This window comes from Streptomyces sp. NPDC032721, from assembly GCF_055579625.1.
The window spans coordinates 113,252-139,994 of sequence record NZ_JBVIMX010000015.1; the positions used below are offsets into that span (position 1 = coordinate 113,252).

At 71.0% G+C, this 26,743-nt stretch carries 27 protein-coding genes and 1 tRNA gene; 11 read left to right on the top strand and 17 right to left on the bottom strand.

Annotated features, from left to right (window positions below; all coding sequences use genetic code 11):
- Window positions 1-69: 69 nt before the first annotated feature.
- Window positions 70-537 carry a RidA family protein gene (locus ACZ5PB_RS29000; RefSeq protein WP_468695078.1) on the bottom strand — a complete coding sequence of 156 codons (468 nt, stop codon included), beginning with the start codon at window positions 535-537 and terminating at the stop codon, window positions 70-72.
- Window positions 534-695, bottom strand: coding sequence for a DUF4177 domain-containing protein (locus ACZ5PB_RS29005; protein ID WP_143608830.1), 162 nt, complete (start codon window positions 693-695; stop codon window positions 534-536). The genes ACZ5PB_RS29000 and ACZ5PB_RS29005 overlap by 4 nt, the downstream gene beginning before the upstream one ends.
- Between ACZ5PB_RS29005 and bagA the strand changes: the two genes are divergently transcribed.
- Complete coding sequence (bagA, locus tag ACZ5PB_RS29010) at window positions 694-1,779, top strand: ATPase BagA (RefSeq protein WP_468695080.1); 1,086 nt, start codon at window positions 694-696, stop codon at window positions 1,777-1,779. The two genes, ACZ5PB_RS29005 and bagA, sit on opposite strands and share 2 nt — an antisense overlap.
- 137 nt (window positions 1,780-1,916) lie before the next feature.
- Entirely contained in the window at window positions 1,917-3,230 is a 1,314-nt protein-coding gene (gene bagB, locus ACZ5PB_RS29015) for an ATPase BagB (RefSeq protein ID WP_468695313.1), read from the top strand.
- An 81-nt stretch (window positions 3,231-3,311) separates the two neighbouring features.
- On the opposite strand, the gene wblA is transcribed toward bagB, so the two are convergent.
- Window positions 3,312-3,659, bottom strand: coding sequence for a transcriptional regulator WblA (gene wblA / locus ACZ5PB_RS29020; RefSeq protein ID WP_384353923.1), 348 nt, complete (start codon window positions 3,657-3,659; stop codon window positions 3,312-3,314).
- Between the two features lie 364 nt (window positions 3,660-4,023).
- Between wblA and ACZ5PB_RS29025 the strand changes: the two genes are divergently transcribed.
- Complete coding sequence (locus ACZ5PB_RS29025) at window positions 4,024-6,297, top strand: transglycosylase domain-containing protein (RefSeq protein ID WP_468695082.1); 2,274 nt, start codon at window positions 4,024-4,026, stop codon at window positions 6,295-6,297.
- A 225-nt stretch (window positions 6,298-6,522) separates the two neighbouring features.
- Here ACZ5PB_RS29025 and ACZ5PB_RS29030 read toward each other — a convergent pair whose 3' ends face one another.
- Window positions 6,523-6,987 (bottom strand): GatB/YqeY domain-containing protein, encoded by a 465-nt coding sequence (locus ACZ5PB_RS29030; protein ID WP_468695084.1) that lies wholly within the window; start codon window positions 6,985-6,987, stop codon window positions 6,523-6,525.
- Window positions 6,988-7,075: 88 nt separating this feature from the next.
- Here ACZ5PB_RS29030 and ACZ5PB_RS29035 point away from each other — a divergent pair, with 88 nt between their 5' ends.
- From ACZ5PB_RS29035 to ACZ5PB_RS29045, 3 genes are all read left to right on the top strand, one after another.
- Window positions 7,076-8,014 carry a metallophosphoesterase gene (locus ACZ5PB_RS29035; protein WP_468695085.1) on the top strand — a complete coding sequence of 313 codons (939 nt, stop codon included), beginning with the start codon at window positions 7,076-7,078 and terminating at the stop codon, window positions 8,012-8,014.
- Between the two features lie 102 nt (window positions 8,015-8,116).
- Window positions 8,117-8,854, top strand: a complete 738-nt coding sequence (locus ACZ5PB_RS29040) for a Pr6Pr family membrane protein (RefSeq protein WP_468695087.1) — start codon at window positions 8,117-8,119, stop codon at window positions 8,852-8,854.
- Between the two features lie 30 nt (window positions 8,855-8,884).
- Window positions 8,885-8,958, top strand: a tRNA-Pro gene (locus ACZ5PB_RS29045).
- A gap of 99 nt (window positions 8,959-9,057) precedes the next feature.
- Here the strand turns inward: ACZ5PB_RS29045 and ACZ5PB_RS29050 are convergent.
- The 3 genes from ACZ5PB_RS29050 to ACZ5PB_RS29060 form a co-directional block, all read right to left on the bottom strand.
- The gene (locus ACZ5PB_RS29050; RefSeq protein ID WP_468695089.1) at window positions 9,058-9,624 is read right to left on the bottom strand and encodes an EF-hand domain-containing protein; all 567 of its coding nucleotides are present in this window, start codon (window positions 9,622-9,624) and stop codon (window positions 9,058-9,060) included.
- Window positions 9,625-9,687: 63 nt separating this feature from the next.
- Window positions 9,688-10,371 (bottom strand): permease prefix domain 1-containing protein, encoded by a 684-nt coding sequence (locus ACZ5PB_RS29055; protein ID WP_468695090.1) that lies wholly within the window; start codon window positions 10,369-10,371, stop codon window positions 9,688-9,690.
- Complete coding sequence (locus tag ACZ5PB_RS29060; RefSeq protein ID WP_468695092.1) at window positions 10,368-10,715, bottom strand: helix-turn-helix transcriptional regulator; 348 nt, start codon at window positions 10,713-10,715, stop codon at window positions 10,368-10,370. The genes ACZ5PB_RS29055 and ACZ5PB_RS29060 overlap by 4 nt, the downstream gene beginning before the upstream one ends.
- 89 nt (window positions 10,716-10,804) lie before the next feature.
- On the opposite strand from ACZ5PB_RS29060, the gene ACZ5PB_RS29065 reads away from it, so the two are divergent.
- From ACZ5PB_RS29065 to ACZ5PB_RS29075, 3 genes are all read left to right on the top strand, one after another.
- Window positions 10,805-11,275, top strand: coding sequence for a hypothetical protein (locus ACZ5PB_RS29065; RefSeq protein WP_468695093.1), 471 nt, complete (start codon window positions 10,805-10,807; stop codon window positions 11,273-11,275).
- 461 nt (window positions 11,276-11,736) lie between these two features.
- Window positions 11,737-13,554, top strand: coding sequence for a prolyl oligopeptidase family serine peptidase (locus ACZ5PB_RS29070; protein WP_468695095.1), 1,818 nt, complete (start codon window positions 11,737-11,739; stop codon window positions 13,552-13,554).
- A 66-nt stretch (window positions 13,555-13,620) separates the two neighbouring features.
- Entirely contained in the window at window positions 13,621-14,523 is a 903-nt protein-coding gene (locus ACZ5PB_RS29075; RefSeq protein ID WP_468695096.1) for an SURF1 family protein, read from the top strand.
- Here ACZ5PB_RS29075 and ACZ5PB_RS29080 read toward each other — a convergent pair.
- The 4 genes from ACZ5PB_RS29080 to ACZ5PB_RS29095 all read right to left on the bottom strand — a co-directional run bounded on the left by ACZ5PB_RS29080 (window position 14,493) and on the right by ACZ5PB_RS29095 (window position 19,300).
- Window positions 14,493-15,809, bottom strand: coding sequence for a hypothetical protein (locus ACZ5PB_RS29080; RefSeq protein ID WP_468695098.1), 1,317 nt, complete (start codon window positions 15,807-15,809; stop codon window positions 14,493-14,495). The two genes, ACZ5PB_RS29075 and ACZ5PB_RS29080, sit on opposite strands and share 31 nt — an antisense overlap.
- Before the next feature lie 140 nt (window positions 15,810-15,949).
- The gene (locus tag ACZ5PB_RS29085; protein WP_468695099.1) at window positions 15,950-16,681 is read right to left on the bottom strand and encodes a SigE family RNA polymerase sigma factor; all 732 of its coding nucleotides are present in this window, start codon (window positions 16,679-16,681) and stop codon (window positions 15,950-15,952) included.
- A 289-nt stretch (window positions 16,682-16,970) separates the two neighbouring features.
- Complete coding sequence (locus ACZ5PB_RS29090) at window positions 16,971-18,032, bottom strand: aspartate-semialdehyde dehydrogenase (protein ID WP_468695100.1); 1,062 nt, start codon at window positions 18,030-18,032, stop codon at window positions 16,971-16,973.
- Complete coding sequence (locus tag ACZ5PB_RS29095) at window positions 18,029-19,300, bottom strand: aspartate kinase (protein WP_468695101.1); 1,272 nt, start codon at window positions 19,298-19,300, stop codon at window positions 18,029-18,031. The genes ACZ5PB_RS29090 and ACZ5PB_RS29095 overlap by 4 nt, the downstream gene beginning before the upstream one ends.
- Window positions 19,301-19,571: 271 nt before the next feature.
- Between ACZ5PB_RS29095 and ACZ5PB_RS29100 the strand changes: the two genes are divergently transcribed.
- The gene (locus ACZ5PB_RS29100) at window positions 19,572-20,213 is read left to right on the top strand and encodes a hypothetical protein (protein ID WP_468695103.1); all 642 of its coding nucleotides are present in this window, start codon (window positions 19,572-19,574) and stop codon (window positions 20,211-20,213) included.
- A gap of 92 nt (window positions 20,214-20,305) precedes the next feature.
- On the opposite strand, the gene ACZ5PB_RS29105 is transcribed toward ACZ5PB_RS29100, so the two are convergent.
- The 3 genes from ACZ5PB_RS29105 to ACZ5PB_RS29115 form a co-directional block, all read right to left on the bottom strand.
- Entirely contained in the window at window positions 20,306-21,016 is a 711-nt protein-coding gene (locus ACZ5PB_RS29105; RefSeq protein ID WP_468695104.1) for a DUF5063 domain-containing protein, read from the bottom strand.
- A complete protein-coding gene (gene recR / locus ACZ5PB_RS29110; protein WP_468695106.1) occupies window positions 21,009-21,608 on the bottom strand; it encodes a recombination mediator RecR in 600 nt (199 codons plus the stop codon). Before recR ends, ACZ5PB_RS29105 begins: the two co-directional genes overlap by 8 nt.
- Window positions 21,609-21,712: 104 nt before the next feature.
- On the bottom strand, window positions 21,713-22,048 hold the full coding sequence (locus ACZ5PB_RS29115; protein ID WP_389249682.1) for a YbaB/EbfC family nucleoid-associated protein: 336 nt from the start codon (window positions 22,046-22,048) through the stop codon (window positions 21,713-21,715).
- Window positions 22,049-22,341: 293 nt separating this feature from the next.
- Between ACZ5PB_RS29115 and ACZ5PB_RS29120 the strand changes: the two genes are divergently transcribed.
- A complete protein-coding gene (locus tag ACZ5PB_RS29120; protein ID WP_468695108.1) occupies window positions 22,342-23,145 on the top strand; it encodes an SLATT domain-containing protein in 804 nt (267 codons plus the stop codon).
- Between the two features lie 563 nt (window positions 23,146-23,708).
- Here the strand turns inward: ACZ5PB_RS29120 and ACZ5PB_RS29125 are convergent.
- From ACZ5PB_RS29125 to ACZ5PB_RS29135, 3 genes are all read right to left on the bottom strand, one after another.
- Window positions 23,709-24,356 (bottom strand): hypothetical protein, encoded by a 648-nt coding sequence (locus tag ACZ5PB_RS29125; protein ID WP_468695110.1) that lies wholly within the window; start codon window positions 24,354-24,356, stop codon window positions 23,709-23,711.
- 114 nt (window positions 24,357-24,470) lie between these two features.
- Window positions 24,471-25,160, bottom strand: a complete 690-nt coding sequence (locus tag ACZ5PB_RS29130) for a GntR family transcriptional regulator (RefSeq protein WP_468695112.1) — start codon at window positions 25,158-25,160, stop codon at window positions 24,471-24,473.
- A 137-nt stretch (window positions 25,161-25,297) separates the two neighbouring features.
- On the bottom strand, window positions 25,298-26,659 hold the full coding sequence (locus tag ACZ5PB_RS29135) for an aminotransferase class III-fold pyridoxal phosphate-dependent enzyme (RefSeq protein WP_468695114.1): 1,362 nt from the start codon (window positions 26,657-26,659) through the stop codon (window positions 25,298-25,300).
- Window positions 26,660-26,743: the final 84 nt, after the last annotated feature.

Below are 26,743 nucleotides of genomic sequence, written 5' to 3' on the forward strand. Positions count from 1 at the left end.
CCTCGCGGGTACTCCGCAGGTACCCCGCTGGTACCCCGCATCCATCCGGCCGGGTCCGTGCTCAGCGGGTCACTCGGAGACGAGCTCCACCTGGATCTCGACCTCGACCGGGGCGTCCAGCGGCAGGACGGTCACGCCGACGGCGCTGCGGGCGTGCACGCCCTTGTCGCCGAGGACCTCGCCGAGCAGCTCGCTGGTGCCATTGATCACTGCGGGCTGGCCGGTGAAGTCGGGGGCCGAGGCGACGAAGCCGACGACCTTCACGACGCGCGCGATGCGGTCCAGGTCACCGGCGACGGACTTCACGGCCGCCAGGGCGTTCAGCGCGCAGATCCGCGCCAGGTCCTTGGCCTCCTCGGGGGTGACCTCGGCACCGACCTTGCCGGTGACCGGCAGCTGGCCGTCCACCATCGGCAGCTGGCCCGCGGTGAACACGTACACCCCGGACTGCACGGCCGGCTGGTACGCGGCGAGCGGCGGAACCACTGCGGGCAGGGTCAGGCCGAGCGAGGCGAGCTTCTCCTCGACAGCGCTCATGCGGACCTCTCCCGCTTGAGGTAGGCCACCAGCTGCTCGGGGTTGTTCGGCCCGGGCACGACCTGGACGAGCTCCCAGCCGTCCTCGCCCCAGGTGTCCAGAATCTGCTTCGTCGCGTGCACGAGAAGGGGCACGGTCGCGTATTCCCACTTGGTCATGCGGCCGACTGTAGCCGGTGGAAGCGGACAGGAAGGACGGCCTCCTGATTGGGCCGCCGAACGACTGGTTAGGCTCGGAGGCGTGAGCAGGCTCCAGGTCGTCAGTGGCAAGGGCGGTACCGGCAAGACCACGGTCGCCGCCGCACTCGCGCTCGCCCTCGCCACCGAGGGCAAACGCACCCTCCTGGTGGAGGTCGAGGGCAGACAGGGCATCGCGCAGCTCTTCGAGACGGAAGCCCTTCCGTACGAGGAGCGCAAGATCGCTGTCGCGTCGGGCGGCGGGGAGGTGTACGCCCTCGCGATCGACGCCGAACGCGCGCTCCTGGACTACCTCCAGATGTTCTACAAGCTGGGGGGCGCCGGGCGGGCGCTGAAGAAGCTCGGCGCGATCGACTTCGCGACGACCATCGCGCCGGGGCTGCGGGACGTCCTGCTGACCGGCAAGGCGTGCGAGGCGGTCCGCCGCCGGGACAAGAAGAACGCGTACGTCTACGACTACGTGGTGATGGACGCGCCGCCCACCGGGCGCATCACCAAGTTCCTCAATGTGAACGACGAGGTCGCCGGGCTCGCGAAGTTCGGGCCGATACACAATCAGGCGCAGGCCGTGATGCGGGTGCTCAAGTCCCCCGAGACGGCAGTGCACTTCGTCACTCTCCTGGAGGAGATGCCGGTCCAGGAGACCGCCGACGGCATCGCCGAGCTGCGGGCCGCCGAGCTGCCCGTCGGCAATGTCATCGTGAACATGGTCCGCCCGCACCTGGTGGACGAGAACGCCCTGCGGACCGCGGCGGGCGAGCAACGGGCTGACGTGGCACAGGCGTTGTCCCGGGCGGGGCTGGGCGGTGCGCGCCGGGGCGGGCTCGCCGAGCGCCTGGTGGACCCGCTGCTCGCCCAGGCGGCGGAGCACGCGCAGCGGGTCGAGCTGGAGCGGGAGCAGCGGGCCGCCCTGGCCGGGCTCGGCCTCTCTACGTACGAACTCCCCTTGCTGGGCGAGGGATTGGACCTGGCCGGCCTCTACCGGCTGGCGCGGGCACTCCGTACCCACCTGAGTACGGACCGGGCGCAGGGAGCGGCGGCATGAGCGGCAGGAGCACGGGCGCGTCGGCGGAACGGGACACGGTCCCGGAGCCGGACCTGGACCCGGTCCTGGATCAGGATCAGGATCAGGACCAGGACCTGGTGTCGATACCGGCGTCGGCGCAGGGCGTTCCGACCGGGATGGACGCCTCCCCGGCGCTGGCCGTCGACCCGCTGCTCGACGATCCGGCGACCCGCATCATCGTGTGCTGCGGATCCGGCGGTGTCGGCAAGACGACGACGGCGGCGGCCCTGGGCGTACGGGCGGCGGAGCGCGGGCGGCGGGCGGTGGTGCTGACCATCGACCCGGCGCGCAGGCTCGCCCAGTCGATGGGCATCGACTCCCTCGACAACGTGCCGCGCCGGGTGAAGGGCATCGACGACACGGCCGGCGGCGAGCTGCACGCCATGATGCTCGACATGAAGCGGACCTTCGACGAGATCGTCGAGGCGCACGCGGACGCGGACCGGGCCCGCGCCATTCTGGACAACCCCTTCTACCAGTCCCTGTCGGCCGGGTTCGCCGGTACGCAGGAGTACATGGCGATGGAGAAGCTGGGGCAGCTCCGCGCGGGCGACGAGTGGGACCTGATCGTCGTGGACACCCCGCCGAGCCGCTCCGCGCTCGACTTCCTGGACGCGCCCAAGCGCCTCGGTTCCTTCCTGGACGGGAAGTTCATCCGGGTGCTGATGGCTCCGGCGAAGGTGGGCGGCCGGGCCGGGATGAAGTTCCTCAACGTCGGAATGTCGATGATGACGGGCACGCTCAGCAAGCTGATGGGCGGCCAGCTGCTGCGCGACGTGCAGACGTTCGTGGCGGCGATGGACACGATGTTCGGCGGGTTCCGGACGCGGGCGGACGCGACGTACCGGCTGCTCCAGGCGCCGGGTACGGCGTTCCTGGTGGTGGCCGCCCCGGAGCGGGACGCGCTGCGCGAGGCGGCGTACTTCGTCGAGCGGCTCGCGGCGGAGGAGATGCCGCTGGCCGGACTCGTACTCAACCGGGTGCACGGCAGCGGCGCCCCCCAGCTGTCGGCCGAGCGGGCGCTCGCCGCCGCGGAAAATCTTGAAGAGCGCGGCATTGTGGATCAACGGGACGGGAATGCTGGAGTTCGTGGCTCCACGGCCACTCCTCCCGAGCACTCCCCCGCAGACACGGACACCCCGGACTCCCCTGCGGGCACGGACACCCCGGCAGACCCGGACGACGGCGTCGCACACCTGACCGCAGGACTTCTGCGGCTGCATGCCGAACGCATGCAGGTGCTCGCGCGTGAACAGCGAACGCGCGACCGCTTCACCGCACTCCACCCCGAGGTGGCAGTGACCGAAGTCGCCGCCCTGCCCGGGGACGTACACGACCTGGCCGGTCTGCGGGCCATCGGTGAGCAGCTGGCGACCGGCCAGGCATCCCCGCCCGGACCGACACCTTCCACACCGTCACCTTCGGCCTAGCCGACGGCAGTTCGTGCACTCGCGCCCGGCTCCGCACTCGCGGGGCCGGCACCCCAATTGGTCCAGGCCATCACGATTGGCCTAGCCCACTGCGGCGTACGTCTCCTCGTAGACCTCGTCGTCGTCGAGCACTGCGGGCAGGATTCCCGCACCGCGCTCGTACTCCGTACGCGCGGTCTCCAGGAGCCTGCGCCACGAGGTGACCGTCGGACGCCTGCGCAGCAGTGCGCGGCGCTCCCGCTCCGTCATCCCACCCCACACGCCGAACTCGACGCGGTTGTCCAGCGCATCGGCCAGGCACTCGGTCCGCACCGGACATCCGGTGCACACCGCCTTGGCCCGGTTCTGCGCTGCTCCTTGTACGAACAGTTCATCCGGATCGGTAGTGCGGCAGGCTGCCTGCGCACTCCAGTCGGTTACCCAGCCCATCCCGGCGCCGTCCTCTCCCGAATCGAGGCTCCCCCACGGCGGCAGCGGCATATTCACCGCTGCCAGTTGAGGACGTTACGGAAGGTGGGCACAGCGCAACACCCCCTTCGGGCCCAATCTTGAATGGCCCGAACGGACTATGCGTATGCGGCAGATCACCCAGGGGAGTGAGCGGGGGACATCCGTCATCTACCCGACGAATCGGGACAGTTCAGCTGGGTCGCGGTGGACTCGGGACCGACCGCGGGGTCACTCTCGGCGGCTCCGCGGGGCTGGTGCGGAACCGTACTGGCGTGACAGCTGAGAGCAGCTTAGGCCAGAGCCTTTACATGTGTCCGGCGAATCGGCACGTAGGCTGCCCCCCATGGCAAAGAAGCGTTCGGGCGGGGGTCTCACGGGGACCCAGCAGGCCGCCAAATTCCTCGGGGTCAGCGTGCTCGCCGGAGCCGTGCTGGCGGGCATCGCCCTGCCCGCCGCCGGTGCGCTCGGTCTCGCGGCCAAGGGCACGGTCGAGGGATTCGACACCATCCCCGCAAACCTCAAGCGCCCGCCGCTGAGCCAGCGCACCACCATCCTGGACAACAAGGGCGGCAAGATCGCCGACGTCTACTCGCGCAACCGCACGGTGGTCGAGCTCAAGGACATCTCGCCGTACATGCAGAAGGCGATCGTCGCGATCGAGGACAACCGCTACTACGAGCACGGCGCGGTCGACATGAAGGGCATCCTGCGTGCCCTCAACCGCAACGTGCAGTCGGGCGGCACGGCGCAGGGCGCCTCCACCCTGACCCAGCAGTACGTGAAGAACGTCTTCGTCGAGGAGGCCGGTGACGACCCGGACAAGGTCGCCCAGGCCACCCAGCAGACCCTCGGCCGCAAGATCCGCGAGCTGAAGTACGCGATCCAGGTCGAGAAGGAACTCGGCAAGAAGCGGATCCTGGAGAACTACCTCAACATCACCTTCTTCGGGCAGCAGAGCTACGGCGTCGAGGCCGCGTCCCAGCGCTACTTCAGCAAGCACGCCAAGGACCTGAAGCTGGAGGAGGCGGCGATGCTGGCCGGCCTCGTCCAGTCGCCGACCCGGTACGACCCGGTCAACGACTCCGCCGAGGCGACCAAGCGCCGCAACATCGTGCTCCAGCGGATGGCCGACATCCGCGCGATCTCGCCCGCCGAGGCCGCCCGCGCCAAGGCGACCCCGCTGAAGCTGAAGGTCAACAAGGCGAAGAACGGCTGCATCACCGCCGTCAGCGGCGCCGGCTTCTTCTGCGACTACGTCCGCGAGGTCTTCCTCAACGACCCGGTCTTCGGCAAGTCCCGCGAGGACCGCGCCAAGGTCTGGAACCAGGGCGGTCTCACCATCCGCACCACCCTGGACCCCAAGGCGCAGCAGTCCACCCAGGCGTCGATCAAGGAGCACGTCTACCAGAGCGACAAGGTCGCCACGGCCGTCACCCTGGTCGAGCCCGGCTCCGGCAAGATCCTCGCGATGGGCCAGTCCAAGCCGTACGGCTTCGGCAACAACGAGACCCAGATCAACTACTCCGTCGACAAGGGCATGGGCGGCTCGAACTACGGCTTCCCGACCGGTTCGACCTTCAAGCCCTTCCTGGCCGCCGCCGCACTGGAGCAGGGCAAGCCGCCGACCCAGGTCTACTCGGCGCCGTACCAGATGCCGTACCCGGACCGGGTCAGCACGTGCAGCGGCAAGCCGTGGGTCAACCTCAGCAACGAGAAGCTGGAGAACGAGAACGAGAAGGAGGTCGGCCCGTACCCGCTCAAGGAAGCGATGAACATGTCGGTCAACACCTACTTCGTTCAGATGCTCCAGGACATCGGGATGTGCCCCGTCTCGCAGCTGAGCGACAAGATCGGTCTGGTGCAGGGCGACGGCAGCAAGATCCCCCAGGTCCCGTCCTCGCTGACCCTCGGTTCCACCGGCGTCTCGCCGCTGCGGATGGCCAGCTCGTACGCGGCCTTCGCCAACCGGGGTACGTACTGCACGCCGATCGCCATCGAGGCCATCAAGGGCCCGGACGGCAAGGCACTCCCGGTCCCGAAGACCTCCTGCTCGCTGGCGATGGCCGAGCAGACCGCGGACACCATCAACACACTGCTGCGCGGAGTGGTCGACTCCGGTACGGGTAAGCAGGCCGGGCTCCAGAACGGCCGGGACAACGCGGGCAAGACCGGTACGACCGACGCCCGCAGGAACGCCTGGTTCGTCGGCTACACCCCGAACCTGTCCGGCGCCGTCTGGGTCGGCAGTGCGTCGCAGCAGGTCAAGATGGAGAACATCACCATCGGCGGCGAGTACCAGGCGAAGGTGTTCGGTGGTCAGGTGCCGGGTCCGATCTGGAAGGACGCGATGACCGGCGCGCTGGACGGCAGGCCCTCGCCCGACTTCCAGACCGTCCACATCCCCGAGCCCGACAAGGGCAAGGACAAAGACAAGGACAAGGACAAGAACCGTCCCGGCGGCGGCGACAACAAGCCGCCGGGCGGCGGCCCGGGCCAGGACGCCGGTGGTAACGGTGGCCGCCCCGGTGGGAACAACGGCGGGAACAACGGTGGTGGCGACGGCGGTGACGACGGCGGATGGCCGGACATCCTCGGCGGCGCGGGCGGCTGGCCGTAAACGGCGGAGCCACTGAGCTGACGGGCCACTGAGCCGGCGGGCCACTGAGCCGGCGGGCCACTGAGCCGGCGGACTACCGAGCCCGCGGCCAGCCGGCCAGCCGGACTGCTGGCCTGCCGGCCTGCCGGCCTGCCGGACCGCCGGACCGCCGGAACAGAAAGAGGGGCCGCACCCACGAACGGGTGCAGCCCCTCTCCCCTTTTCTCCCCCGTACGCGCGGCTACCTCAGCCGGCCAGCAGGCCCTTCACCGCGGCGGCCACCCGGCCGCCCTCGGCGCGGCCCGCGACCTTCGGGTTGACGATCTTCATGACCGCACCCATCGCGCGCGGCCCCTCGGCACCCGCCGCCTTCGCCTCGGCGACGGCCTGCGCGACGATCGCGGTCAGCTCTTCGTCACTGAGCTGCTGGGGCAGGTACGCGGCGAGGATCTCGCCCTCCGCCTTCTCGCGCTCGGCCTGCTCGGCCCGGCCGCCCTTGGCGAAGGCGTCCGCCGCCTCGCGGCGCTTCTTGGCCTCCTTGGCGATCACCTTCTCGACCTCGGCGTCGGTCAGTTCGCGGGCCTCCTTGCCGGAGACCTCCTCGACCTGGATCGCGGCGAGGGTGAGCCGGAGCGTGGAGGAGCGGAGTTCGTCACGCGCGCGGATGGCAGCGGTGAGTTCGTCCTTCAGCTGGGACTTGAGCGTGGTCATGACGCAAGTGTGGCAGGTCGTACGGGTCCGGCGCCCGCCGATTTCCGCCGCGGTGCCCGCCCCCGTGACGGTCTGCGACGATGGGCGTATGCGCGCACGTTACGGAGTACCCCTGGGAATCACGGCCGTTGGAGCGGCCGGCCTCGCCTACGCAGCAGGGTTCGAGGCCCGCTCCTTCCGGCTCCGGCGGGTGACGGTCCCCGTCCTGCCGCCGGGCGCACGACCCCTGCGGGTGCTCCAGGTCTCGGACATCCACATGGTGAGCGGCCAGCGCAAGAAGCAGCGCTGGCTCCAGTCGCTCGCCGGACTGCGCCCCGACTTCGTCGTCAACACGGGCGACAATCTCTCCGACCCGGAGGGCGTACCGGAGGTACTGGACGCGCTCGGTCCGCTCATGGACTTCCCGGGCGTCTACGTCTTCGGCTCCAACGACTACTACGGGCCGACGCCGCGCAACCCCGGCCGCTACCTGATCGAGAAGATCCAGGGCAAGCACGGCCTGAACGGCAACAAGCCCGTCGTCGGCGCCGTCCACAACCCGTGGGAAGAGCTCCGCGACGGTTTCGACGCGGCCGGCTGGCTCAACCTCTCCAACACCCGAGGCAGCCTCAAGCTCCCCACCGCCGACGGCTTCGACCTCGCTTTCACGGGCCTGGACGACCCGCACATCAAGCGTGACCGCTACTCCGCGGTCGAGGGCGGCCCGGACGCCTCCGCCGACTTCTCGATCGGCGTCGTCCACGCCCCGTACCTCCGGGCACTGGACGCCTTCACCGCCGACGGCTACCCGCTGATCCTGGCCGGCCACACCCACGGCGGCCAGCTCTGCATCCCCTTCTACGGCGCCCTGGTCACCAACTGCGACCTGGACACCGGCCGGGTGAAGGGCCTCTCCACCCACGAGGCCGGCGGCCACCGCTCCCACCTGCACGTCTCGGCCGGCTGCGGCACCAGCCGCTACACCCCGGTGCGCTTCGCCTGCCCGCCGGAGGCGAGCCTGCTGACCCTCACGGCACGAGGGCACTGACGGCAGGGAGAGGCCCCCTCCCCACGGGACCACGGGACCACGGGACCAAAGTCCCCCATCCTGCCCGCGCCCGCCCACTTCCGCGCCCGTACCGTGGGGATCATGACCGCCCCGATCCCCACGGGTGTGCCCGCGTCAGTGGTCGTGCCGCCCCGCCGCCGCCCGTACGCCGCCGTCTTCCGCGCGCTGCTGTGCCTGGCCGCCGTCACCGGCATCGTGATCGACCTGATCGCCGGCGACCCGTTGCGCGTACCGATCTACTTCACGATCCAGTCGAACGCGCTCCTGGCATTCGCCGCCGGCTGGTCGGCCGTCCGCGCCTGGCAGGGCCGCCCACCCCTCTCCCCACGCCTGACCGGCGGAGCAGTGCTCTTCATTGCGATCACCGGTCTCGTCTACCACCTGATCCTGGCCAACGCCTCCAGCGGCTTCTCCATGACCGGCGACCCGGACCACGCCCTCACCGGCTGGCGCGAGGTCTCCAACCAGCTCCTCCACACCGTCACCCCCCTAGGCGCGGCCCTGGACTGGCTCCTCCTGACCGCCCCCGGCGGCCTCCTCTTCCGCTACGCCGCCCAGTGGCTCCTCTACCCCGCCGCATACCTCACCTTCGCCCTGGTCCGCGGCGCCGCCCTCTCCCCCGACGCGCCGGCCCGCTACCCGTACCCCTTCCTGGACGTGGCCCAGCACGGCTACGCCGGCGTAGCCACAAACTCCCTGCTCCTGGGCCTGGCCTTCTACGCCCTCGCCCTGGCCCTGGTCGCCCTGGACCGCGTACGCCCGGACCTGCGAGCCCCCAAAAACCGGATTTCGCGTGAGCGCGCGGGTGGGCTAAAGTAATCGATGTCGCCACGGCAACGCGGTGGACATCGGGGTGTAGCGCAGCTTGGCAGCGCGCTTCGTTCGGGACGAAGAGGTCGTGGGTTCAAATCCCGCCACCCCGACAGCCAAAACAGCAGGTGAGGGACCTACCGAATCCGGTAGGTCCCTCACCTGTTTTCGCGTGCTTGTCTATCTACCGGCGCCAACCACGCAAGTGGAGGTCAGTTCTTCAGTGGGCCGAGGAGCCAGCTTCCCGTGGACTCCGGGTTTTCGTCGAAGTAGTACGTGCGGATCGCGTCCAGTAGGTCGGTGGCCGTGACGAAGCCGTCGTCGTCGGTGTCCAGGCGGTGGTGGATTTCGCGGGCGTCCGACTCCGGCAGGTTCATCAGGGCGCCCGTCCAGCGGACGTGGTCCTCGGGGGTGAGGCGGCCGTCGCCGTCGGTGTCGGCGATGGACACGATGGCGTCCAGGAAGGGGGCGTATCCCGCCTCGAAGGTTTCTGGTGTGACCAGCAGGCCTTGTGCGAAGGCTGACTTGTACTCGGTCTCGGTGATCCGGCCGTCTCCGTCGGTGTCTGCCACCGCGAGGAAGTGGTGCCACAGGCCCGTGCACAGTTCGAGCAGGCGCAGGCGGCGCGGGTCGGTGGGGGTGAGGGAGAACTCCTCGCTCAGGCGGGTTGCCGCGTTCTCGAAGTCGGAGCGGGAGAGGTAGCCGTCGCCGTCGGTGTCGTACGTGCGGAAGCGGCGGGCCAACTTCAGGTCCAGGAAGGGCGATACGTCACGGGCCATGAATTGATGGTGGCACCGGCTGCGACGGGCGGGCCCGGGGTGCCGGATTTTGGCTGGTCCTCGTCATCGAGTGGCTACCGGTAGGCGGGCGCATTCTCGGCAGGTGCGGGCCGAGGCGGCGACCTTGGTGTGGAAGGTGAGGGCGATTGCGGCGGCGGCCACGCTCAATGGCCAGTTCGTGGCGAGGATCGATGCCAGGGCCAGGGTGAGCGCGCTTATGGCTAGCGCTGCGGCTGCGGTGGTGCCCGTCCAGGCGACCAGCAGGGGCAGTCGGTGCGGGGTGGGGAGGTGGCGGGCGAGTGCGCCGGTCGCGACCAGGGTCGCCGCGCCCACCACGGCCGCCGACGCCGCGACTCCGCCCAGGTGCGCGACCAACAGCTCGATGGGGGTGGGCGGTTGGCCTCCGGACGGGCCGTTCCATGTTTGAACCAGGTACCAGCACAGGAGGAGGAGCGGGGCTACCAGCATGACCGTACGGGCGGTGTGACGGGCCTGGGCGATGGTCAGTTCTTGCTGGAAGCTCGGGGCCAGTTCGGCCACCGTGCCGAACTCGCGCACCGCCTGCCGTGCCGCGTGCTCGCGCGGTCCCGCAGCGTCGTGCGACAGGTCCTGTACGGCGTCCAGCAGGCCCTGTCGGAACTCGCCCACCAAGCGCGACTTGGCCCTCGCCGGGCCGTGGAGTGCCGCCGCGAGGTCTGCTACGTGGGCCTCGACCGGGTCGGGCGCGTGGGCGGGCGGTGCCGTCATGTCGCGTGCTTCGGGGCGGTGCCGGGGGGCGGGTCGAGCACGGCGCCGATCGCGGTCGTGAACTCCTGCCAGACCGAGCGTTCCTCGGCGAGGCTGCGGCGGCCGGCGTCGGTGAGTTCGTAGCAGCGCCTGCGCCGCTCGCCCTCCGACTCCCAGACGCTGCGCAGCAGTCCGAGCCGCTCCAGCTTGTTCAGGGCCGGGTAGATGGTGCCCTTGCGGAGCTCCAGGACGCCGTTGCTGCGCTCCTGTACGGCGGTGATCACCGCGTACCCGTGCAGCGGGCCGGATTCGAGGACGGACAGCAGCAGTCCGTCCAGATGCCCGCGTACCGCGCTTGCCTTCATGGTTAGGCAGCCTACCCAAAGGGGGTGGGGACGTGCTAGGTATGGGTTGGCAGACAATCTATTGGCTGCCAATCTAGAAGGGTGCTTTGGTGACGAAGTTTCTGCTCTCCGTGCACGTTCTGGCCGCGATCCTCGCGATCGGGCCGGTCGCCGTCGCGGCCTCGATGTTTCCGCGCTTCGTGCGACCGCCGGGGGATCTCCGTACCGCCGGTCTGCTGCACCGGGTCTGCCGTGGTTACACCGTCGTCGGCATCGCGGTCCCGGTCTTCGGTGTGGCCACCGGGATACAGCTCGGCGTTCTGACCGATGTGTGGTTGCTCGCGTCGATCGCTCTGACGGCTGGCGCTGCGGGTCTGCTGCTCTTCGTGATCCTGCCGGGGCAGGGGCGGCTGATCCCCGACGGTGAGACGAGTGCGGATGCGGTTTCGGATGCGGTTTCGGAGGTGGACCGGCGGGCTGGGGCCGCTCGGCTCGGCATGGTGACCGGGGTCTTCAACCTGCTGTGGGCCGTCGTCGTCGTGCTGATGATCGTCCGGCCCGGCTCCACTACTGGGGCGTGAGGACGATGTCGATGTCGGTGCGCCTCGCTCGCCGGGCCGACCCATGGCACGGCTTACCTGGTCACCATCGTCGCCACCTGGCTCGCTCCGGGTGCCGCCGCCCGCCGGGGCCGGCCGCTTGCTTTCGTGCCCGGTGTCGGTGGGTTGCCGTCGCCAGTCCTGGCCTTTACCGGATTGTCGCCGGGTGTTCAGGGGTGGGAGTCGGTCAGTAGGTGTAGGGCCATGGCGGAGGTGGGGCGGGGGCGGGGTGTTCGGCTCCGCCGGGGGCCGCCCCCTTGCCCGCCCGTTCCGCCCCCGGGGGGCGGCCCCGCCGCCCAAGGGGGCTCGGGGGTAGGGGCGGCTTCGCCGCCCAAGGGGGCGGGGGCGTAGCGGCGGCCCTGCCGCCCAAAGGGGACGGGCGGCGTAGCCGGCTCGGTGGCCAAGGGGGAATGGGCGTTGGGGCCATCCGCTTTGATGGGGGCATGAGCAATCGAGATGACGACGGCAAGACGAACGATTCCGGCTCCATCGTCCCCGTGTGGGAGCAGCGGTTCCGTGCGCCGCGGGTTTCGCTGCCCGACTGGGCGGACGAGGCGCCGGACCGTGCCCTGTTCGTGTCCAATGCCACCGGGACGTACGAGCTCTACGCCTGGGACCGCGCCACCGGGGACCAGCGCCAGGTCACCGACCGGCCGAACGGCACCACCGACGGGGTGCTGACGCCCGACGGGCAGGACATCTGGTGGTTCGACGACACCGACGGGGACGAGTTCGGGGTGTGGCGGCGGCAGCCGTTCGGGGGCGGGGAAGACGTGGCTGCGGTGCCCGGGCTGGCGGCGTCGTACCCGGCCGGGCTCGCGCTGGGGCGGGACGGGGCCGCCGTGGTGGGGCGGTCTACCGATGAGGACGGGTCGACCGTTCATGTGGTGCTGCCGGGCGGGGACGGGCCCGTCGAGATCTACCGGCACCGGGAGTCCGCCGGGGTCGGCGATCTGTCGTACGACAGCAGCCTGATCGCGATCGAGCACACCGAGCACGGCGACGCCATGCACTCCGCGCTGCGCGTGGTGCGGCCCGACGGGTCCGCCCTCGCCGAGCTGGACGACACCAAGGGCGGTACGGAGGAGCTGGGCCTTGAGGTGCTCGGGTTCGCGCCGGTGGCCGGGGACAGCCGGCTGCTGGTCGGGCACCAGCGGCGCGGCCGCTGGGAGCCGATGATCTGGGACCCGGTCGCCGGGACGGAGACCGAGCTGGCCGTCGACCTGCCCGGCGACGTCAGCGCCGACTGGTACCCGGACGGGTCCGCCCTCCTCATCGGGCACAGCTTCGAGGCACGCAGCGAGCTCTGGCGGTACGAGATCCAGAGCCGCACCCTGACCAGGGTCGAGACGCCCGCCGGTTCGGTGTCCGGGGCCACCGCCCGGCCCGACGGCACCATCGAGTACCTGTGGTCGTCGGCGGCGAAGCCGTCCGTCGTACGGTCCACCAGCGGTGCGGTGGTGCTCGATCCGCCGGGCGCCAGGGCACCGGAGTCCGTGCCGGTGGAGACGGTGTGGGTGGACGGGCCCGGCGGGCGCATCCACGCACTGGTGCAGAAGCCGGCCGGGGCCGAGGGTCCCTTCCCGACCGTCTTCGAGATCCACGGCGGGCCGACCTGGCACGACAGCGACGCGTTCGCGGCCGGTCCCGCCGCCTGGGTGGACCACGGCTACGCGGTCGTACGGGTCAACTACCGGGGATCGACCGGCTACGGGCGCGAGTGGACCGACGCGCTCAAGCACCGGGTCGGGCTCATCGAGCTGGAGGACATCACGGCGGTACGGGAGTGGGCCGTGGCATCCGGCCTGGCCGACCCGGCGCGGCTCGTGCTGTCGGGCGGTTCGTGGGGCGGGTACCTGACGCTGCTCGGGCTCGGGGTGCGGCCGGACGACTGGGCGCTGGGGCTGGCCGCCGTACCGGTGGCCGACTACGTCACGGCGTACGAGGACGAGATGGAGGCGCTGAAGGCGATGGACCGCACGCTGCTCGGCGGGACGCCCGAGGAGGTGCCCGAGCGGTTCGCGGCCTCCTCGCCGCTGACGTACGTGGACGAGGTGCGGGCGCCGGTCTACATCTCGGCCGGGGTCAACGACCCCCGGTGCCCGATCCGGCAGATTGACAACTACGTCGACCGGCTGGCCGCGCGCGGCGCCGTGCACGAGGTGTACCGGTACGACGCGGGGCACGGCTCGCTCGTCGTGGAGGAGCGGATCAAGCAGGTGCGGCTGGAGATCGACTTCGCGCGGCGGCACTTGGGGTGAGTCTCGCCGTTGTTCCCCGGCCGCCCCGCCCTTCGGCCGGGCGGCCGGGGAACGTACCGTGGGGGCGTGTACCGGTTTCTGCTGACCCCGCGCTGGTGGGGGATCAACGTCTTCGTCGTGCTCGCCATCCCCTTCTGCATCTTCATGGGGTCCTGGCAGCTCGGCCGCTTCGAGGACCGGGTCGACTCGCACCGCAGCGCGGAAGCGGCTCCCGATCCGGCGAAGCAGGCCGCCGCACCGCTCGACGAGCTGCTGCCGGTCTCCACGGTGACCTCCGGGAAGCCCGCGAAGGTGACCGGGCGGTACGCCGAGCAGTTCCTCGTGCCGGGGCGGACCCTCGACGAGAAGCAGGGGTACTACGTCCTCGCGATGCTCAGGACCGAGGCGGGGGGCGGCAAGGCGCTGCCCGTCGTACGGGGCTGGGCGCCGGGCGATGCACGCAGGGCGACCGCGCCGCCCGCGCCGACCGGTGAAGTGACCGTGACCGGTGCCCTCCAGGCCTCGGAGAACGCGCAGACGGACGGGGTCGACGTCGCCGGCGGGCTGCCCCACGGCCAGGTCGGAATGATCAGCTCCGGGACGCTCGTCAACCTCGTGCCGTACCCGGTCCAGGACGCGTGGATCACCCAGAGCACGGGCGAGGCGGGACTGAAGCCGGTGCCCGCGGTGGCGGCGCAGGGCACCGGACTCGACCTGAAGGCGTTCCAGAACCTGGGCTACACCGGCGAGTGGTTCGTCTTCGCCGGGTTCGTGCTCTTCATGTGGTTCCGGCTGATGCGGCGCGAGGTGGAGGCGGCGCGGGACCTGGAGCTGGGGATCGTGGACGGCCCGGCCACGGCCGATACCGCCACGTCTGCTGCCGCCACGGCCGACACCGCCACGTCTGCTGCCGCCACGGCCGGTACCGCCGACGCGCCCGAGGTGGCCGGGGCCGACGGTCAGGGCGCGTCCAGCACGCCCGTCCGGTAGATCGTTCCCGCGCACGCGTTGGGAATCGTGGTCTCCGCGCTCGGAGCGCCCGGTTCCGCCGTGTGCGTCACCGCGACCTTGCCGTCGGCGGGGTCGCCCTCCGCCGCACCGAGCTGCGGGGCCGCACCCGTGTTGTCCGTACCGACCGCGGGGTCGGGCTCCGGGACCTTGCCGCCCGCGTCGCCGCCGGTGGCGGTGCCCGCGCCCTGGCCGCCGACGTCACCGGTGCCGCTGGTGGGCGTGGGGTCGGGGGAAGCGCCCGTGCTGGGGCAGGTGTCCTGCGGGACCCAGGCGAACTTCACCTCGTACGCGGCCTCCGGCGGGAGCACCAGGGCGCGTGCCTCCTTGGCCGGGTCGGGCAGGCCCTCCGCCGGGTCGTCGGAGGTGTGCTCGACGACCTTGATGCGGGACTGGTCGGCGGCGCCCATCGCCTGGAAGTTCATCCGGCCCTCGCCCGGTACGGCGCACTCGGAGCCGGACTTGTTGGCGATGCGGAAGGTGCCGTAGACCCGTCCCTTGGCGTCCGGGGTGCCGGTGACGGCCTTGATCACCTTGAGCTGCGAGCCGTCGCAGGCCGGCTTCTGGGGCTCGCCACTGACCTGCTCGTACGCGTCCGGGCCCGAGCTGTCGCTGCCCGTCTCGCCACCGCTGCCGACCTGGCCCGCGTCGGGGCTGCTCGCCTCGGACTCCTTCTGCTTGCCCTCCGGGTCCTGGCCGCCCGGGGACTTGCCGGGCGTCTTGTCCTCGGGGTCGCCCGCCGTGCCCTCGGTGCCGCCGCCGCTGCCCGCGTCCGGCGAGTCGCCGTCGGTGCCCATGGAGGTCTCGGCGTGGCCCGCGTTCGCGGGGTTGGCGGTGGCGGAGTCACGGGAGTTCGACACGTGCAGGAAGGCCGGGACCGCGGTGCCTATCAGCAGCGCGGCGGCCGCCATGCCGACCACGGCCTGGCGCCGCCGGGCCCGCCGGGCCGGGACCGCTCTGCGCAGGTGGTCGAGGGCACCGTCGGAGGGTGCCAGTTCCTCCACCGCGCCGTGCATCAGCCGGCGGATGGCCAGTTCGTCGGGGCTGAGGGCGGGGGCGCCGGGGCCGAAGGGGCTGTCGGAGAAGGGAGTGCCGGAGAAGGGAGTGCCGGGCCCCTCGCTGCCGCTGCTGCCTGCTCTGCCGCTGCTGTCTGCCCTGCCGCTTCCGCCGCCGCTGCCTGCTCTGCCGCTGTTGCCGCTGCTTCCGCTACCGCTCGGCGGGTTACCTCGCCCGTGGCGCTCCTCGCGCCCGTTGCACCCGTCGTTCACAGTCCCGTTTCCAGTCCGGTCGTTTCGTGGCCCGTCCGGCCCGTACCACCCCGGGCGCTCATGACTCTCGCCACGCTCGCCCCGTTCGCCCCACTCGTCACGCGGGTGACGGTCACTTCCGTACCCGTCCCTGCTCCCGCTCATCCGGTCGCCTCCATCGCCACGCGCAGCGCCGCGATCCCGCGTGAACCGTACGCCTTCACCGAGCCCAGGGATATTCCGAGCGTCTCGGCGACCTGCGCCTCGGTCATGTCCGCGAAGTAGCGCAGGCTCAGCACCTCGCGCTGGCGCCGCTGGAGCCCGCGCATCGCCTTGATCAGCGCGTCCCGCTCCAGGCTGACGTACGCCCCTTCCTCGGCGCTCGCCATGTCCGGCATCGGCTTGGACAGCAGCTTGAGGCCCAGGATGCGGCGGCGCAGCGCCGAGCGGGACAGGTTCACCACCGTCTGGCGCAGGTACGCCAGGGTCTTCTCCGGCTCCCGCACCCGCCCGCGCGCGCTGTGCACGCGGATGAACGCCTCCTGTACGACGTCCTCGCAGGACGCCGTGTCGTCGAGCAGCAGCGCCGCGAGGCCGAGCAGCGAGCGGTAGTGCGCGCGGTAGGTCTCGGTGAGGTGGTCGACGGTCGTGCCCTCGGCGAGGGTCGTCTCCTCAGCGGCCACGGGCGGACGACCGTACGTCGCGGAGCTCTGCGCCCCGGGCGGCGGCGCCACCGCCGGCGTCACCGGAGGCTGCGCCACTATGCGGGCAGGCCGCGCCGCGGGCATGGGCGCGATCACCGGCATGCCGCCGGGCGCGCGGGCCGTACGCCGCGGGCGCACCGAAGCGCCGCGCAGCGAGACCGCCGTGATGTCGAGAACCTCTGCTGCCACGCCTGTTGGACACGCTTCTCCCCGTCAGGGTTGTACGCGCGGGACACCGCTTTTGACGGAGTGCCCGGTGAAACCGGCGCACTGATTTGCCCCATGCGTAACCGCCCCTCCCCATTGCCCCGATTTTCCCGTGGCCTCGTCCGAGGGCGACCACAGAGACGCGGTCCGCCCAACTCCCGGTTCCCACAAGGCCGGAGGCAATCAATCAAACATGACCACGCCCACCCGTGAGCGGTCCAGACCTGTTATTCGCTCACAGCGTGTTCACAGATCCTACAAAGAGTTCCGGTTACTCCGCCGCGAGTTCAGAAGCGACCAATTCGCCGATCTGCACCGTATTCAGGGCAGATCCCTTACGGAGATTGTCGCCACAGACGAACAATTCCAGGGCCTGCGGATCGTCCATCGAGCGCCGCAGCCTGCCGACCCAGGTGGGATCGGTGCCGACCACATCGGCGGGAGTGGGGAAGTCCCCGGCTGCCGGATCGTCGAAAAGGACCACGCCAGGGGCGGTGGCGAGGGTCTCGGCCGCCCGTTCGACGCTCACCTCGGACTCGAAGCGGGCGTGCACCGAGGCGGAGTGCGTGCTGATCACGGGGACCCGTACACACGTCGCCGTCACGCGCAGCTCCGGCAGGCCCAGAATCTTCCGCGACTCTTCACGGATCTTGAGCTCCTCGGACGACCAGCCGCCGTCCTGTACGGAGCCCACCCACGGCACCACGTTCAGCGCGAGCGGTGCCGGGAAGGGGCCGAGGTCGTCACCGACGGCCCGCCGCACCCCGCCGGGCGCGGTCCCGGCGTCGGGCTCCCCCGCCAGCAGCGAGAGCTGGGCCCGCAGGGTGTCGATGCCGGCCTGGCCGGCCCCGCTCGCCGCCTGGTACGAGGACACCACCAGCTCGGTGAGCCCGAACTCGGCGTGCAGCGCGCCCAGCGCGACGATCATCGACAGGGTGGTGCAGTTGGGCGTCGCGACGATGCCGCGCTTCCTGGTCCGTACGCAGTGCGGATTGACCTCCGGGACCACCAGCGGCACGTCCGGGTCCATCCGGAAGGCCGCGGAGTTGTCCACCACGACGGCGCCCCGCTCGACGGCGACGGGCGCCCACTTCGCGGCGACCTCGTCGGGCACGTCGAAGAGCGCCACGTCGACGCCCGCCAGGGACTCCTCGGAGAGTGCCCGCACCTCCACGTCCTCGCCGCGCACGGCCAGCGTGTTGCCGGCCGCGCGCGGGGAGGCGAGGAGTCGGATCTCGCCCCAGATGTCGGCGTGCTGCGACAGGATCTGGAGCATGACCCGGCCGACCGCCCCGGTCGCCCCGACGACCGCGAGCGTCGGCTTCTTCGTCACCTGCCGGTGCCTCCGTAGACCACGGCCTCGTCGGAGTCCGTGTCGAGTCCGAAGGCGGTGTGCACGGCGCGCACGGCCTCGTTGACGTCGTCGGCGCGGGTGACCACCGAGATGCGGATCTCGGAGGTCGAGATCAGCTCGATGTTCACGCCCGCGTCGCTGAGCGCCTCGAAGAAGCCCGCCGTGACGCCCGGGTTGGTCTTCATACCGGCGCCGACCAGCGAGATCTTGCCGATCTGGTCGTCGTAGCGCAGCGAGTCGTAACCGATGATCGCGCGCGCCTTCTCCAGCGCGTCGGTGGCCTTGCGGCCCTCGGTCTTGGGCAGCGTGAAGGAGATGTCCGTCAGCCCGGTGGAGGCGGCGGACACGTTCTGCACGACCATGTCGATGTTGATCTGGGCGTCCGCGATGGCGCGGAAGATCGCCGCGGCCTCGCCTGGCTTGTCCGGCACCCCGACGACCGTGACCTTGGCCTCGGAGACGTCGTGGGCGACTCCGGAGATGATGGCCTGCTCCACCTTGGTGTCTCCCTGCGGCTCGTTGCTGACCCACGTACCGCGCAGGCCCGAGAAGGACGAGCGTACGTGGATCGGGATGTTGTAGCGGCGTGCGTACTCGACGCAGCGGTGCAGCAGCACCTTGGAACCGGACGCGGCCAGCTCCAGCATGTCCTCGAAGGAGATCCAGTCGATCTTCTTCGCCTTCTTCACCACACGGGGGTCGGCGGTGAACACGCCGTCCACGTCCGTGTAGATCTCGCAGACCTCCGCGTCGAGGGCGGCGGCCAGCGCGACGGCCGTGGTGTCCGAGCCACCGCGACCGAGGGTCGTGATGTTCTTCCCCTCCTGGCTGACGCCCTGGAACCCGGCGACGATGGCGATGTTGCCCTCGTCGATCGAGGTCCGGATGCGGCCCGGGGTGACGTCGATGATCCGCGCTTTGTTGTGGACCGAGTCGGTGATGACACCGGCCTGGCTGCCCGTGAAGGACTGGGCCTCGTGGCCCAGGTTTTTGATCGCCATGGCCAGCAGGGCCATGGAGATCCGCTCTCCTGCGGTCAGCAGCATGTCGAATTCGCGCCCGGCAGGGATCGGCGATACCTGCCCGGCGAGGTCGATCAGCTCATCCGTCGTGTCGCCCATCGCGGACACCACGACAACGACCTGATGGCCGTTCTTCTTGGCATCCACGACTCGCTTGGCGACCCGCTTGATGCCTTCGGCATCAGCGACGGAGGAGCCTCCGTACTTCTGCACGACAAGGCCCACGTGCGCTCCTCGTTAGGTCATTACTGCGGTCGGCTCAGTTTAACGAGCGGCACGTATACGCCAGGTGTGTATCGCATCGCGAGACGATCCGCTCAGGGGGCGGACGGGTCCGGGCGTTCGTGCTGCTCGAACCGATGCTGCCCCGGTCCTGCGGGGGTACGCGAAAGGTGTGCTGCCTCACATCGGGGCGGGGTGCGGCGGCGGGCGGGGGAACCCGGGCGCCACCTCCGGCGTCACACTTCCAACACCCGCCGGACACAAGGGAGTTCACATGTTCCGCTTACGCCCGGACAGACTCGCCCTCGCCTGCGTCACGGTCGGCGCGACCGCCCTGCTGGCCACCGGCTGCGGCACGGAGACCGGCACCACTCGCGTCGACACCGGGGACAGGCCCGCGACCCAGGACGCCAAGCCCTGCCCCAAGGTGGACCGCTCCCCCGCCGCCCACACCATGCAGGCCAACACCCCCGAGGCCGCCGCCCTCGTCAGCGCCCTCGAACCGCCCAAGCGCGGCGGCGGCACCTTCGCCCGGTACGCCGACATCTACAGCGACGTCATCGTCGACCAGCCGGCCGGCCGGGTCGCCCTCTGCGTCACCGACCTCGCACGCGGCAAGGAGTGGGTGGCGGCGGCCGGGAAGGCGCGTCCGGACATCGACACGGCCCGGGTGGACCTCTACCTGGGGCGCTACTCGCACCAGCGTGCCGCCGCGGCGCGGGAGCGGCTGCAGGACTGGGACTCGTACCCCTTCCCGATCTACACGATCAGTGCGGACGGCTCGGGCCTGACGGTCGGCTCCGACCCCGCCGGTGCCAAGTCGAAGGAGTTCCGCGAACGGCTCGTCAAGGACGCGGGGATGGCGGTACGGGTCGAGGCGAGCGGACCCGTCGAGGCGCTCGGCGGCGACCTCTAGCGGCGGCCTCCAGCAGCGGCCTCCGGCAACGTGGAAAGCCCCGGCCGGTCCGTACGGACGGACCGACCGGGGCTGCGGCTGCGGCTGTCGGCTCAGCCCGCCGTACGGATCCCCAGCGGTTCCGCGATCTCCTCCAGCATCACGCGCCCCGCCTCCTCCTCCAGCTCGCCCTCCGTCAGGTCCTCGTCCGTGTCCAGGCCGTCCAGCTCCTGGAGGGGCTGGTCGAGGCGGACGTGGGCGACCAGGGACTGGAGCGCGCGCAGGGTGGCCGAGGCGGTGGAGCCCCAGTTGGAGAAGTACGAGAACTGCCACCACCACAGCGCCTCGGACGTACGGCCCGCGCGGTAGTGGGCGAGGCCGTGCCGCAGGTCGGTGACGACGTCGGCGAGGTCGTCGGAGATGCGGCAGGCGACCGGCGCCTTGCGCGGTTCGTACGGGTCGAAGACCTCGGAGTACACGTCGATCGGCTCCAGCATCCGCGCGAAGCGGATGCGGAGGTCGTCGACGTCCGGCTCCGGGCCGAGGTCCGGCTCGTAGCGCTCGTCCGGGACGATGTCCTCGTGCGCGCCCAACCGGCCGCCCGCGAGCAGCAGTTGGGACACCTCCAGCAGGAGGAAGGGCACCGCACTGTCCGGCTCGTCCCCCTTGGCCACCTCGGTGACGGTCAGGATGAAGCTCTCGATCTGGTCGGCGATCTGGACCGCGAAGGAATCGGGTTCCTGCGACGGCACCCGGCCGGGCACGAGATCCGGCGCGGACGCGGTCACGGCGGTGGCGGTCGTGTCGGTCGTGTGGTCAGACATCCAGCAATCGTCTCCCCTCGAAGGCACGCCCGAGCGTGACCTCGTCGGCGTACTCAAGGTCTCCCCCTACAGGAAGACCACTGGCCAGCCGGGTGACTCTCAAACCCATGGGTTTGATCATCCGGGCCAGGTACGTGGCGGTGGCCTCGCCCTCCAGGTTCGGGTCCGTCGCCAGGATCAGCTCGGTGACGGAACCGTCGGCGAGACGGGCGAGCAGTTCGCGGATCCGCAGATCGTCGGGGCCGACGCCCTCGATGGGGCTGATGGCGCCGCCCAGCACGTGGTAACGGCCCCGGAACTCCCGGGTCCGCTCGATCGCGACGACGTCCTTGGGCTCTTCCACGACACAGATGACGGACTGGTCGCGGCGCGGGTCGCGGCAGATGTTGCACCGCTCCTCCTGCGCGACGTTCCCGCACACCGCGCAGAAGCGGACCTTGTCCTTGACCTCAAGCAGTGCGTGCGCCAGCCGTCGTACGTCGGTGGGCTCGGCCTGGAGGATGTGGAAGGCGATCCGCTGCGCGCTCTTGGGACCGACGCCGGGCAGCCTGCCCAACTCGTCGATGAGGTCCTGAACCACGCCTTCGTACACGGATTGCCTTCTCTGCTTCTTCTGGGCCGGTGGTGCTTCTTACGTACGTTAGTTGGTGCGGGGGGTCGTGCAGAAGGCTTCTGCCTCCGCCACCCGCGCAGGCCTCAGAAAGGCAGGCCGGGCATGCCGCCGAGGCCCTGGGTCAGCGGGCCGAGCTTCTGCTGCTGGAGGGTCTGCGCGTTCTCGTTCGCGGCCTGGACGGCGGCGACGACGAGGTCGGCGAGCGTCTCGGTGTCCTCCGGGTCGACGGCCTTGGGGTCGATCACCAGGGCGCGCAGCTCGCCGGAGCCGTTGACGGTGGCCTTGACGAGACCGCCGCCGGCCGTGCCGTCGACCTCGGTCCTGGCGAGCTCCTCCTGCGCGTTGGCGAGGTCCTGCTGCATCTTCTGGGCCTGCTGGAGCAGCTGCTGCATGTTGGGCTGGCCACCACCGGGAATCACGGCATGTCTCCTAGTTGCGTCGAAGGGCGCCGAGGTCTCGGCCTCGGCCTCCGTCTCGGGTGATTCCGAGCCTACGTGGTCGCCCGACGGCGTGCTCCATGCCGTACGGACCGACTCTTTCGAGTGAGAGCGCACGGGCTCCCGTCCTGATCACGGCCCCCCTACGGGGGGAAATACCGGGACAACGGCCCCACTGACCCACCATTCGGCGGTAGGAAGGGCAAGCGCACCCGTACGGACCAGTTCCGTCGTCGGGCCGCTGTCCGGAATTTTCAGACGCAGAGGAGTGCCCGGTGAGTCAGCCGGAGATGCAGCCCGAGGGGCCGCCGGCCCGGCATGACGCCGGCTCTGGTTCTGGTTCCGGTTCTGGTTCCGGCACTGGTTCCGGCTCTGGTTCCGGGGACGAGTGGGGCTGGAGTGCCGAGGACCTGGCCGGGCGGCCGTTCCCGCTCGGCGACTGGGGCGAGCCGGCGGAGCGGCTGGACGAGCTCTACCGGTGGGTCGAGGAGGGCGCGCTGCGCACCGCCCGGTGGTACCTGGCGGACCGGGGCTGGAAGCGCCGCAGCGCGCGGGCCCTGCGGGTGGGGACGGCGCTGGCCGTGGTGACGGGTGCCGCGCTGCCCCTCCTCGATCTGATCGGGGCGGTACGGGGCGGGGCGGGCTGGGGGTACCTGGCGCTGCTCCTGGGTGCGGCGTGCGTGGCCTGCGACCGGTACTTCGGGCTCACCTCCGGGTGGATGCGGGACATGGCGACGGCGCAGGCGGTGCAGCGGCGGCTGACGGCGCTCCAGTTCGACTGGGCGTCGGAGAGTGTGCGGGAGATCCTCGGGCCGACGGAGGGGACGGCGAGCGAGGCGGCGGACCGGTGTCTGTTGGTGCTGCGGCGGTTCACCGAGGACGTCACCGAACTGGTCCGTGTCGAGACCATCGACTGGATGGTCGAATTCCGCTCCGGCCCGGCCCCTCTGGTCATGCAGACCCTGGGCGCCGCCCCCACCCGCCCGGAAGGCCCTTCCGGCCACCCGAGCCGGCTCCCGCTCCCCCCGGGCACCCGCCCGAACATGCCCCGCCAACGCCCCCCGGAACCCCCGAGGTAACCCTCCCACCCGCGCGCGGGGTCCCGTCATCCCCTCCCCCCCCCCCGCAGGGTGCGCCCCTTTAGGGGCGCGGGGAACTGCGCGGCCAGCCACGAACCACCCGCACCTCCCCCACCCACCCCAACCGGGCTGCCACCCCGGGGCCCGGGGCGCAGCCCCGGCAACCCACCCACCCACCCCCTGCCCGCCCACACGGGCCCGGGGCCCGGGGCAGCGCCCCGGTTTCGGGAAGGGGCGGGGTGGGGTCAAGCCCCGCGCAGCGGACCACTCGTATGCGGAGCGCGGGGCCAAGGCGGAGCTGGGGCGGGGCCCGAAGGTGCGGCTCCGCCGGGGGCCGCCCCCTTGCCCGCCCGTCCCGCCCCCGGGGGGCGGCCCCGCCGCCCAAGAGGGCGGGGGCGTAGGGGCGGCCGCGCCGCCCAAGGAGGCGGCGGCGTACCCGCCCCGGCGCCCGAGGGGGCGGGGCAACGGGTGGGGGCGGGCCCGCTGCCCGAGGAGGCGGGTGGCATCGTGGCTCCGCCGCCCGAGGGGGCTCGGCGGGGGCGCGCCGGCCGTGGGGGCGGGGGTTAGCTGAAGATGATCATGGAGCCTTGGGCGAGGCTTCGGGTGGTGGCGGCGTGGAGGCCCAGCCAGACATGGCGTTCGCGGGCGAAGGGGGACGGGTCCGCCAGGGCGGGGGCCGGTTCCTCCAGGGTGGTGGGCCCGGCCGGAGGGAGTGGCGGGGCCGGCGGGTTCGCCGGGTCGATGCCGATGGCGGGGGCTACGTACTCCAGTTCACGCAGGAGTCCCTGGGAGGAGCCCAATGGGCCGCCCCCGGCGAGGAGTTCGTCGTTGGAGAGCGGCGCGGCGAAGTCCACCGGCACGTACGCCCCCGCATGGTCGAAGTGCCACACCAGGTGCGACCCGAGCGCCGTCTCCTCGAAGACCTCCAGCAACTGCTCGTAGTCGCCCCCGAGTCCGTCCACCGGAGTCACCGCGAGCCCCCGCGCCCACAGCAGGTACGCCCGCCGCAGGAAGTGCAGCGCGTCGTAGTCGAACCCCGCGACCGGGGCGACGTCACCGGACAGTCCCGGCATGTACGGGAAGATCGGCACCGTCGGCAGACCGGCATCGGTCAGCGCCTTGTCGTACGCGGCGATCTCTTCGGCAAAGGGGTTGTCCGGGCTCTGGCACAGCACGTCGACAAGGGGCACCAGCCACAGGTCACAGGCCAAGGGGGCTCCTCCACGGTCCGGGGCGCCGCGGCCCCGTGGCCGACGCCGGTCCAGGCAGCGTAATGCCCTGCGCACGCAGCGCGAAGAGCGCCTGCCGCCCTCGTGCGCGGCCGCTCAGGCGTCCAGCCGGTCCGCCCACCTCAGCGCCGCCTCGTCGTGCGCCGCCAGCACCTCGTACACCGCTTCCGTATCGCACCGTACGAGTGCCGCGACGACGTCCTCGTAACCGGCCCACAGCCCACCGCTCCCCCGCAGATCTCGCTCCGCGCGCAGGTGCGGGACGGAGAACACCCAGCACCTGACGCGGAGTTGGTGGAGGAAGGCACCGATGTGGGGGTTGCCGATCATCGAGGCGAGTTCGCGCCAGAAGCGCAGGTCGTAGCCGATGAGGACGTCCAACTCGCCTGCCCTGGCGGCCCGTCCGGCCTCCTCGGCGCGGCGCCGGAGCACCGCGAGCCGGTCCGGCGGCAGGTCGCCGGCGGCGATGGCGAGGCGGTGATGGACGCCGTCGACGACGAGTTGGCGCGCCTCGACCATGCCCCGGTACTCGCCGACCGAGTACTCCCGGACCTTGAACCCCTTGTGCTGGTCGGAGGCGAGCAGTCCTTGCGCGGCCAGGTCGACCAGCGCCTCGCGCACGGGCGTCGCGGACACCTCGTACTGCTCGGCTATCTGTTTGACGGTGAACTCCCGGCCGCCCTGCAGCCGTCCGGCCAGTACCTCGTCACGCAGCGCATCGGTGAGTTGCTGGCGCAAGGTACTGCGAGTCACGGTCCCGCGGGTGTCGGAGCCGCTCGCGGGCATGGTGATTCCCCCTTCGTCCGCTCCCCACACCTTATGGGGCGTCCGGAGCAGGACAAGGGGGAAGATCACATTCCGTTACGCGCAGCCCGGCGTGACTCGGCGTGACTCCGCGTCACTCCGCATGTCGGACCGGTCCGTCACACGGTGTATTCGTCCGCCACCGACAACGCCACGTCCAGCGCCGCGAGGCCTTCCTTGGCCTCCGCCTCGGAGACGTTGCACGCGGGGACCACATGGGTGCGGTTCATGTTGATGAAGGGCCACAGGCCGTTCTTCTTGCAGGCCGCGCCGAAGGCGGCCATCGGGGCGGCGTCCGCGCCGGTGGCGTTGTACGGCACCAGCGGCTCGCGCGTGCCGCGGTCCTTGACCAGCTCCAGCGCCCAGAACATGCCGTCGCCGCGTACGTCGCCGATGCTCGGGTGCCGCTCGGCGAGGTCGCGCAGACCGGGCTCGATGACGGTCGCACCGATGTGGGCGGCGTTCTCGACGACCTTCTCCTCCTCCATCACCTGGATGGTGGCGACGGCGGCGGCGCAGGCGAGGGGGTGGCCGGAGTAGGTGAGTCCGCCCGGGAAGGCGCGCTTCTCGAAGGTCTCGGCGATCTCGCCGGAGATGGCGACGCCGCCCAGCGGCACGTAACCGCTGTTGACGCCCTTCGCGAAGGTCATCAGGTCCGGTACGACGTCGTAGTGGTCGGCCGCGAACCACTTGCCGGTCCGGCCGAAGCCCGCCATGACCTCGTCGAGGACGAAGACGATCCCGTACCGGTCGCAGAGCTCGCGCACGCCCTTGAGGTAACCGGCGGGCGGCGTCATGATCCCGGCCGTGCCCGGGACGGTCTCCAGCACGATCGCGGCGACCGCGCTCGGCCCCTCGAAGGCGATGGTGTCCTCAAGGTGCTGGAGCGCACGCGCGCACTCCTCCTCCTCGGTCGACGCGTAGAACGCGGACCGGTAGAGGAACGGCGCCCAGAAGTGGACCGTGCCCGAGGAGCCGTTGTCGGAGGCCCAGCGGCGCGGGTCACCGGTCAGGTTGATCGCCGTGTTCGTCGCACCGTGGTACGAGCGGTAGGCGGCGAGCACCTTGTGGCGGCCGGTGTGCAGCCGCGCCATGCGCACGGCGTTCTCGATCGCCTCCGCACCGCCGTTGGTGAAGAAGATCTTGTCGAGGTCGCCGGGGGTGTGGGAGGCGATGAGACGTGCGGCCTCGGACCTGGCCTCGACCGCGAAGGCCGGGGCGAAGGTCGTCATGGTGGCGGCCTGCTCCTGGATCGCCGCGACGACCTTGGGGTGCTGGTAGCCGATGTTGGTGAAGACGAGGCCGCTGGTGAAGTCGAGGTAGCGGTTGCCCTCGTAGTCCCAGAAGTACGAGCCCTCCGCGCCGGCCACGGCCAGGGGGTCGATCAGGCCCTGGGCGGACCAGGAGTGGAACACATGGGCCCGGTCGGCGGCCTTGACGGCTGCGCCCTTGGCCGGGTCGGGGGTGAAGTGAGGGGTCATGGTCGCAGGGTAGGGACCCGCAGGTGGGGGGCGATATGGCCACCCTGTACGGGTTGCGGCGCACGGTTCGGCAGGGTGTCGACC

Coding starts and splice junctions, on each gene's coding strand:
- ACZ5PB_RS29000 (WP_468695078.1), bottom strand. CDS start 537: ATGAGCGCTGTCGAGGAGAAGCTCGCCTCGCTCGGCCTGACCCTGCCC.
- bagA (WP_468695080.1), top strand. CDS start 694: ATGCGGCCGACTGTAGCCGGTGGAAGCGGACAGGAAGGACGGCCTCCT.
- ACZ5PB_RS29005 (WP_143608830.1), bottom strand. CDS start 695: ATGACCAAGTGGGAATACGCGACCGTGCCCCTTCTCGTGCACGCGACG.
- bagB (WP_468695313.1), top strand. CDS start 1,917: ATGGACGCCTCCCCGGCGCTGGCCGTCGACCCGCTGCTCGACGATCCG.
- wblA (WP_384353923.1), bottom strand. CDS start 3,659: ATGGGCTGGGTAACCGACTGGAGTGCGCAGGCAGCCTGCCGCACTACC.
- ACZ5PB_RS29025 (WP_468695082.1), top strand. CDS start 4,024: ATGGCAAAGAAGCGTTCGGGCGGGGGTCTCACGGGGACCCAGCAGGCC.
- ACZ5PB_RS29030 (WP_468695084.1), bottom strand. CDS start 6,987: ATGACCACGCTCAAGTCCCAGCTGAAGGACGAACTCACCGCTGCCATC.
- ACZ5PB_RS29035 (WP_468695085.1), top strand. CDS start 7,076: ATGCGCGCACGTTACGGAGTACCCCTGGGAATCACGGCCGTTGGAGCG.
- ACZ5PB_RS29040 (WP_468695087.1), top strand. CDS start 8,117: ATGACCGCCCCGATCCCCACGGGTGTGCCCGCGTCAGTGGTCGTGCCG.
- ACZ5PB_RS29050 (WP_468695089.1), bottom strand. CDS start 9,624: ATGGCCCGTGACGTATCGCCCTTCCTGGACCTGAAGTTGGCCCGCCGC.
- ACZ5PB_RS29055 (WP_468695090.1), bottom strand. CDS start 10,371: ATGACGGCACCGCCCGCCCACGCGCCCGACCCGGTCGAGGCCCACGTA.
- ACZ5PB_RS29060 (WP_468695092.1), bottom strand. CDS start 10,715: ATGAAGGCAAGCGCGGTACGCGGGCATCTGGACGGACTGCTGCTGTCC.
- ACZ5PB_RS29070 (WP_468695095.1), top strand. CDS start 11,737: ATGAGCAATCGAGATGACGACGGCAAGACGAACGATTCCGGCTCCATC.
- ACZ5PB_RS29100 (WP_468695103.1), top strand. CDS start 19,572: ATGTTCCGCTTACGCCCGGACAGACTCGCCCTCGCCTGCGTCACGGTC.
- ACZ5PB_RS29105 (WP_468695104.1), bottom strand. CDS start 21,016: ATGTCTGACCACACGACCGACACGACCGCCACCGCCGTGACCGCGTCC.
- ACZ5PB_RS29130 (WP_468695112.1), bottom strand. CDS start 25,160: ATGCCCGCGAGCGGCTCCGACACCCGCGGGACCGTGACTCGCAGTACC.
- ACZ5PB_RS29135 (WP_468695114.1), bottom strand. CDS start 26,659: ATGACCCCTCACTTCACCCCCGACCCGGCCAAGGGCGCAGCCGTCAAG.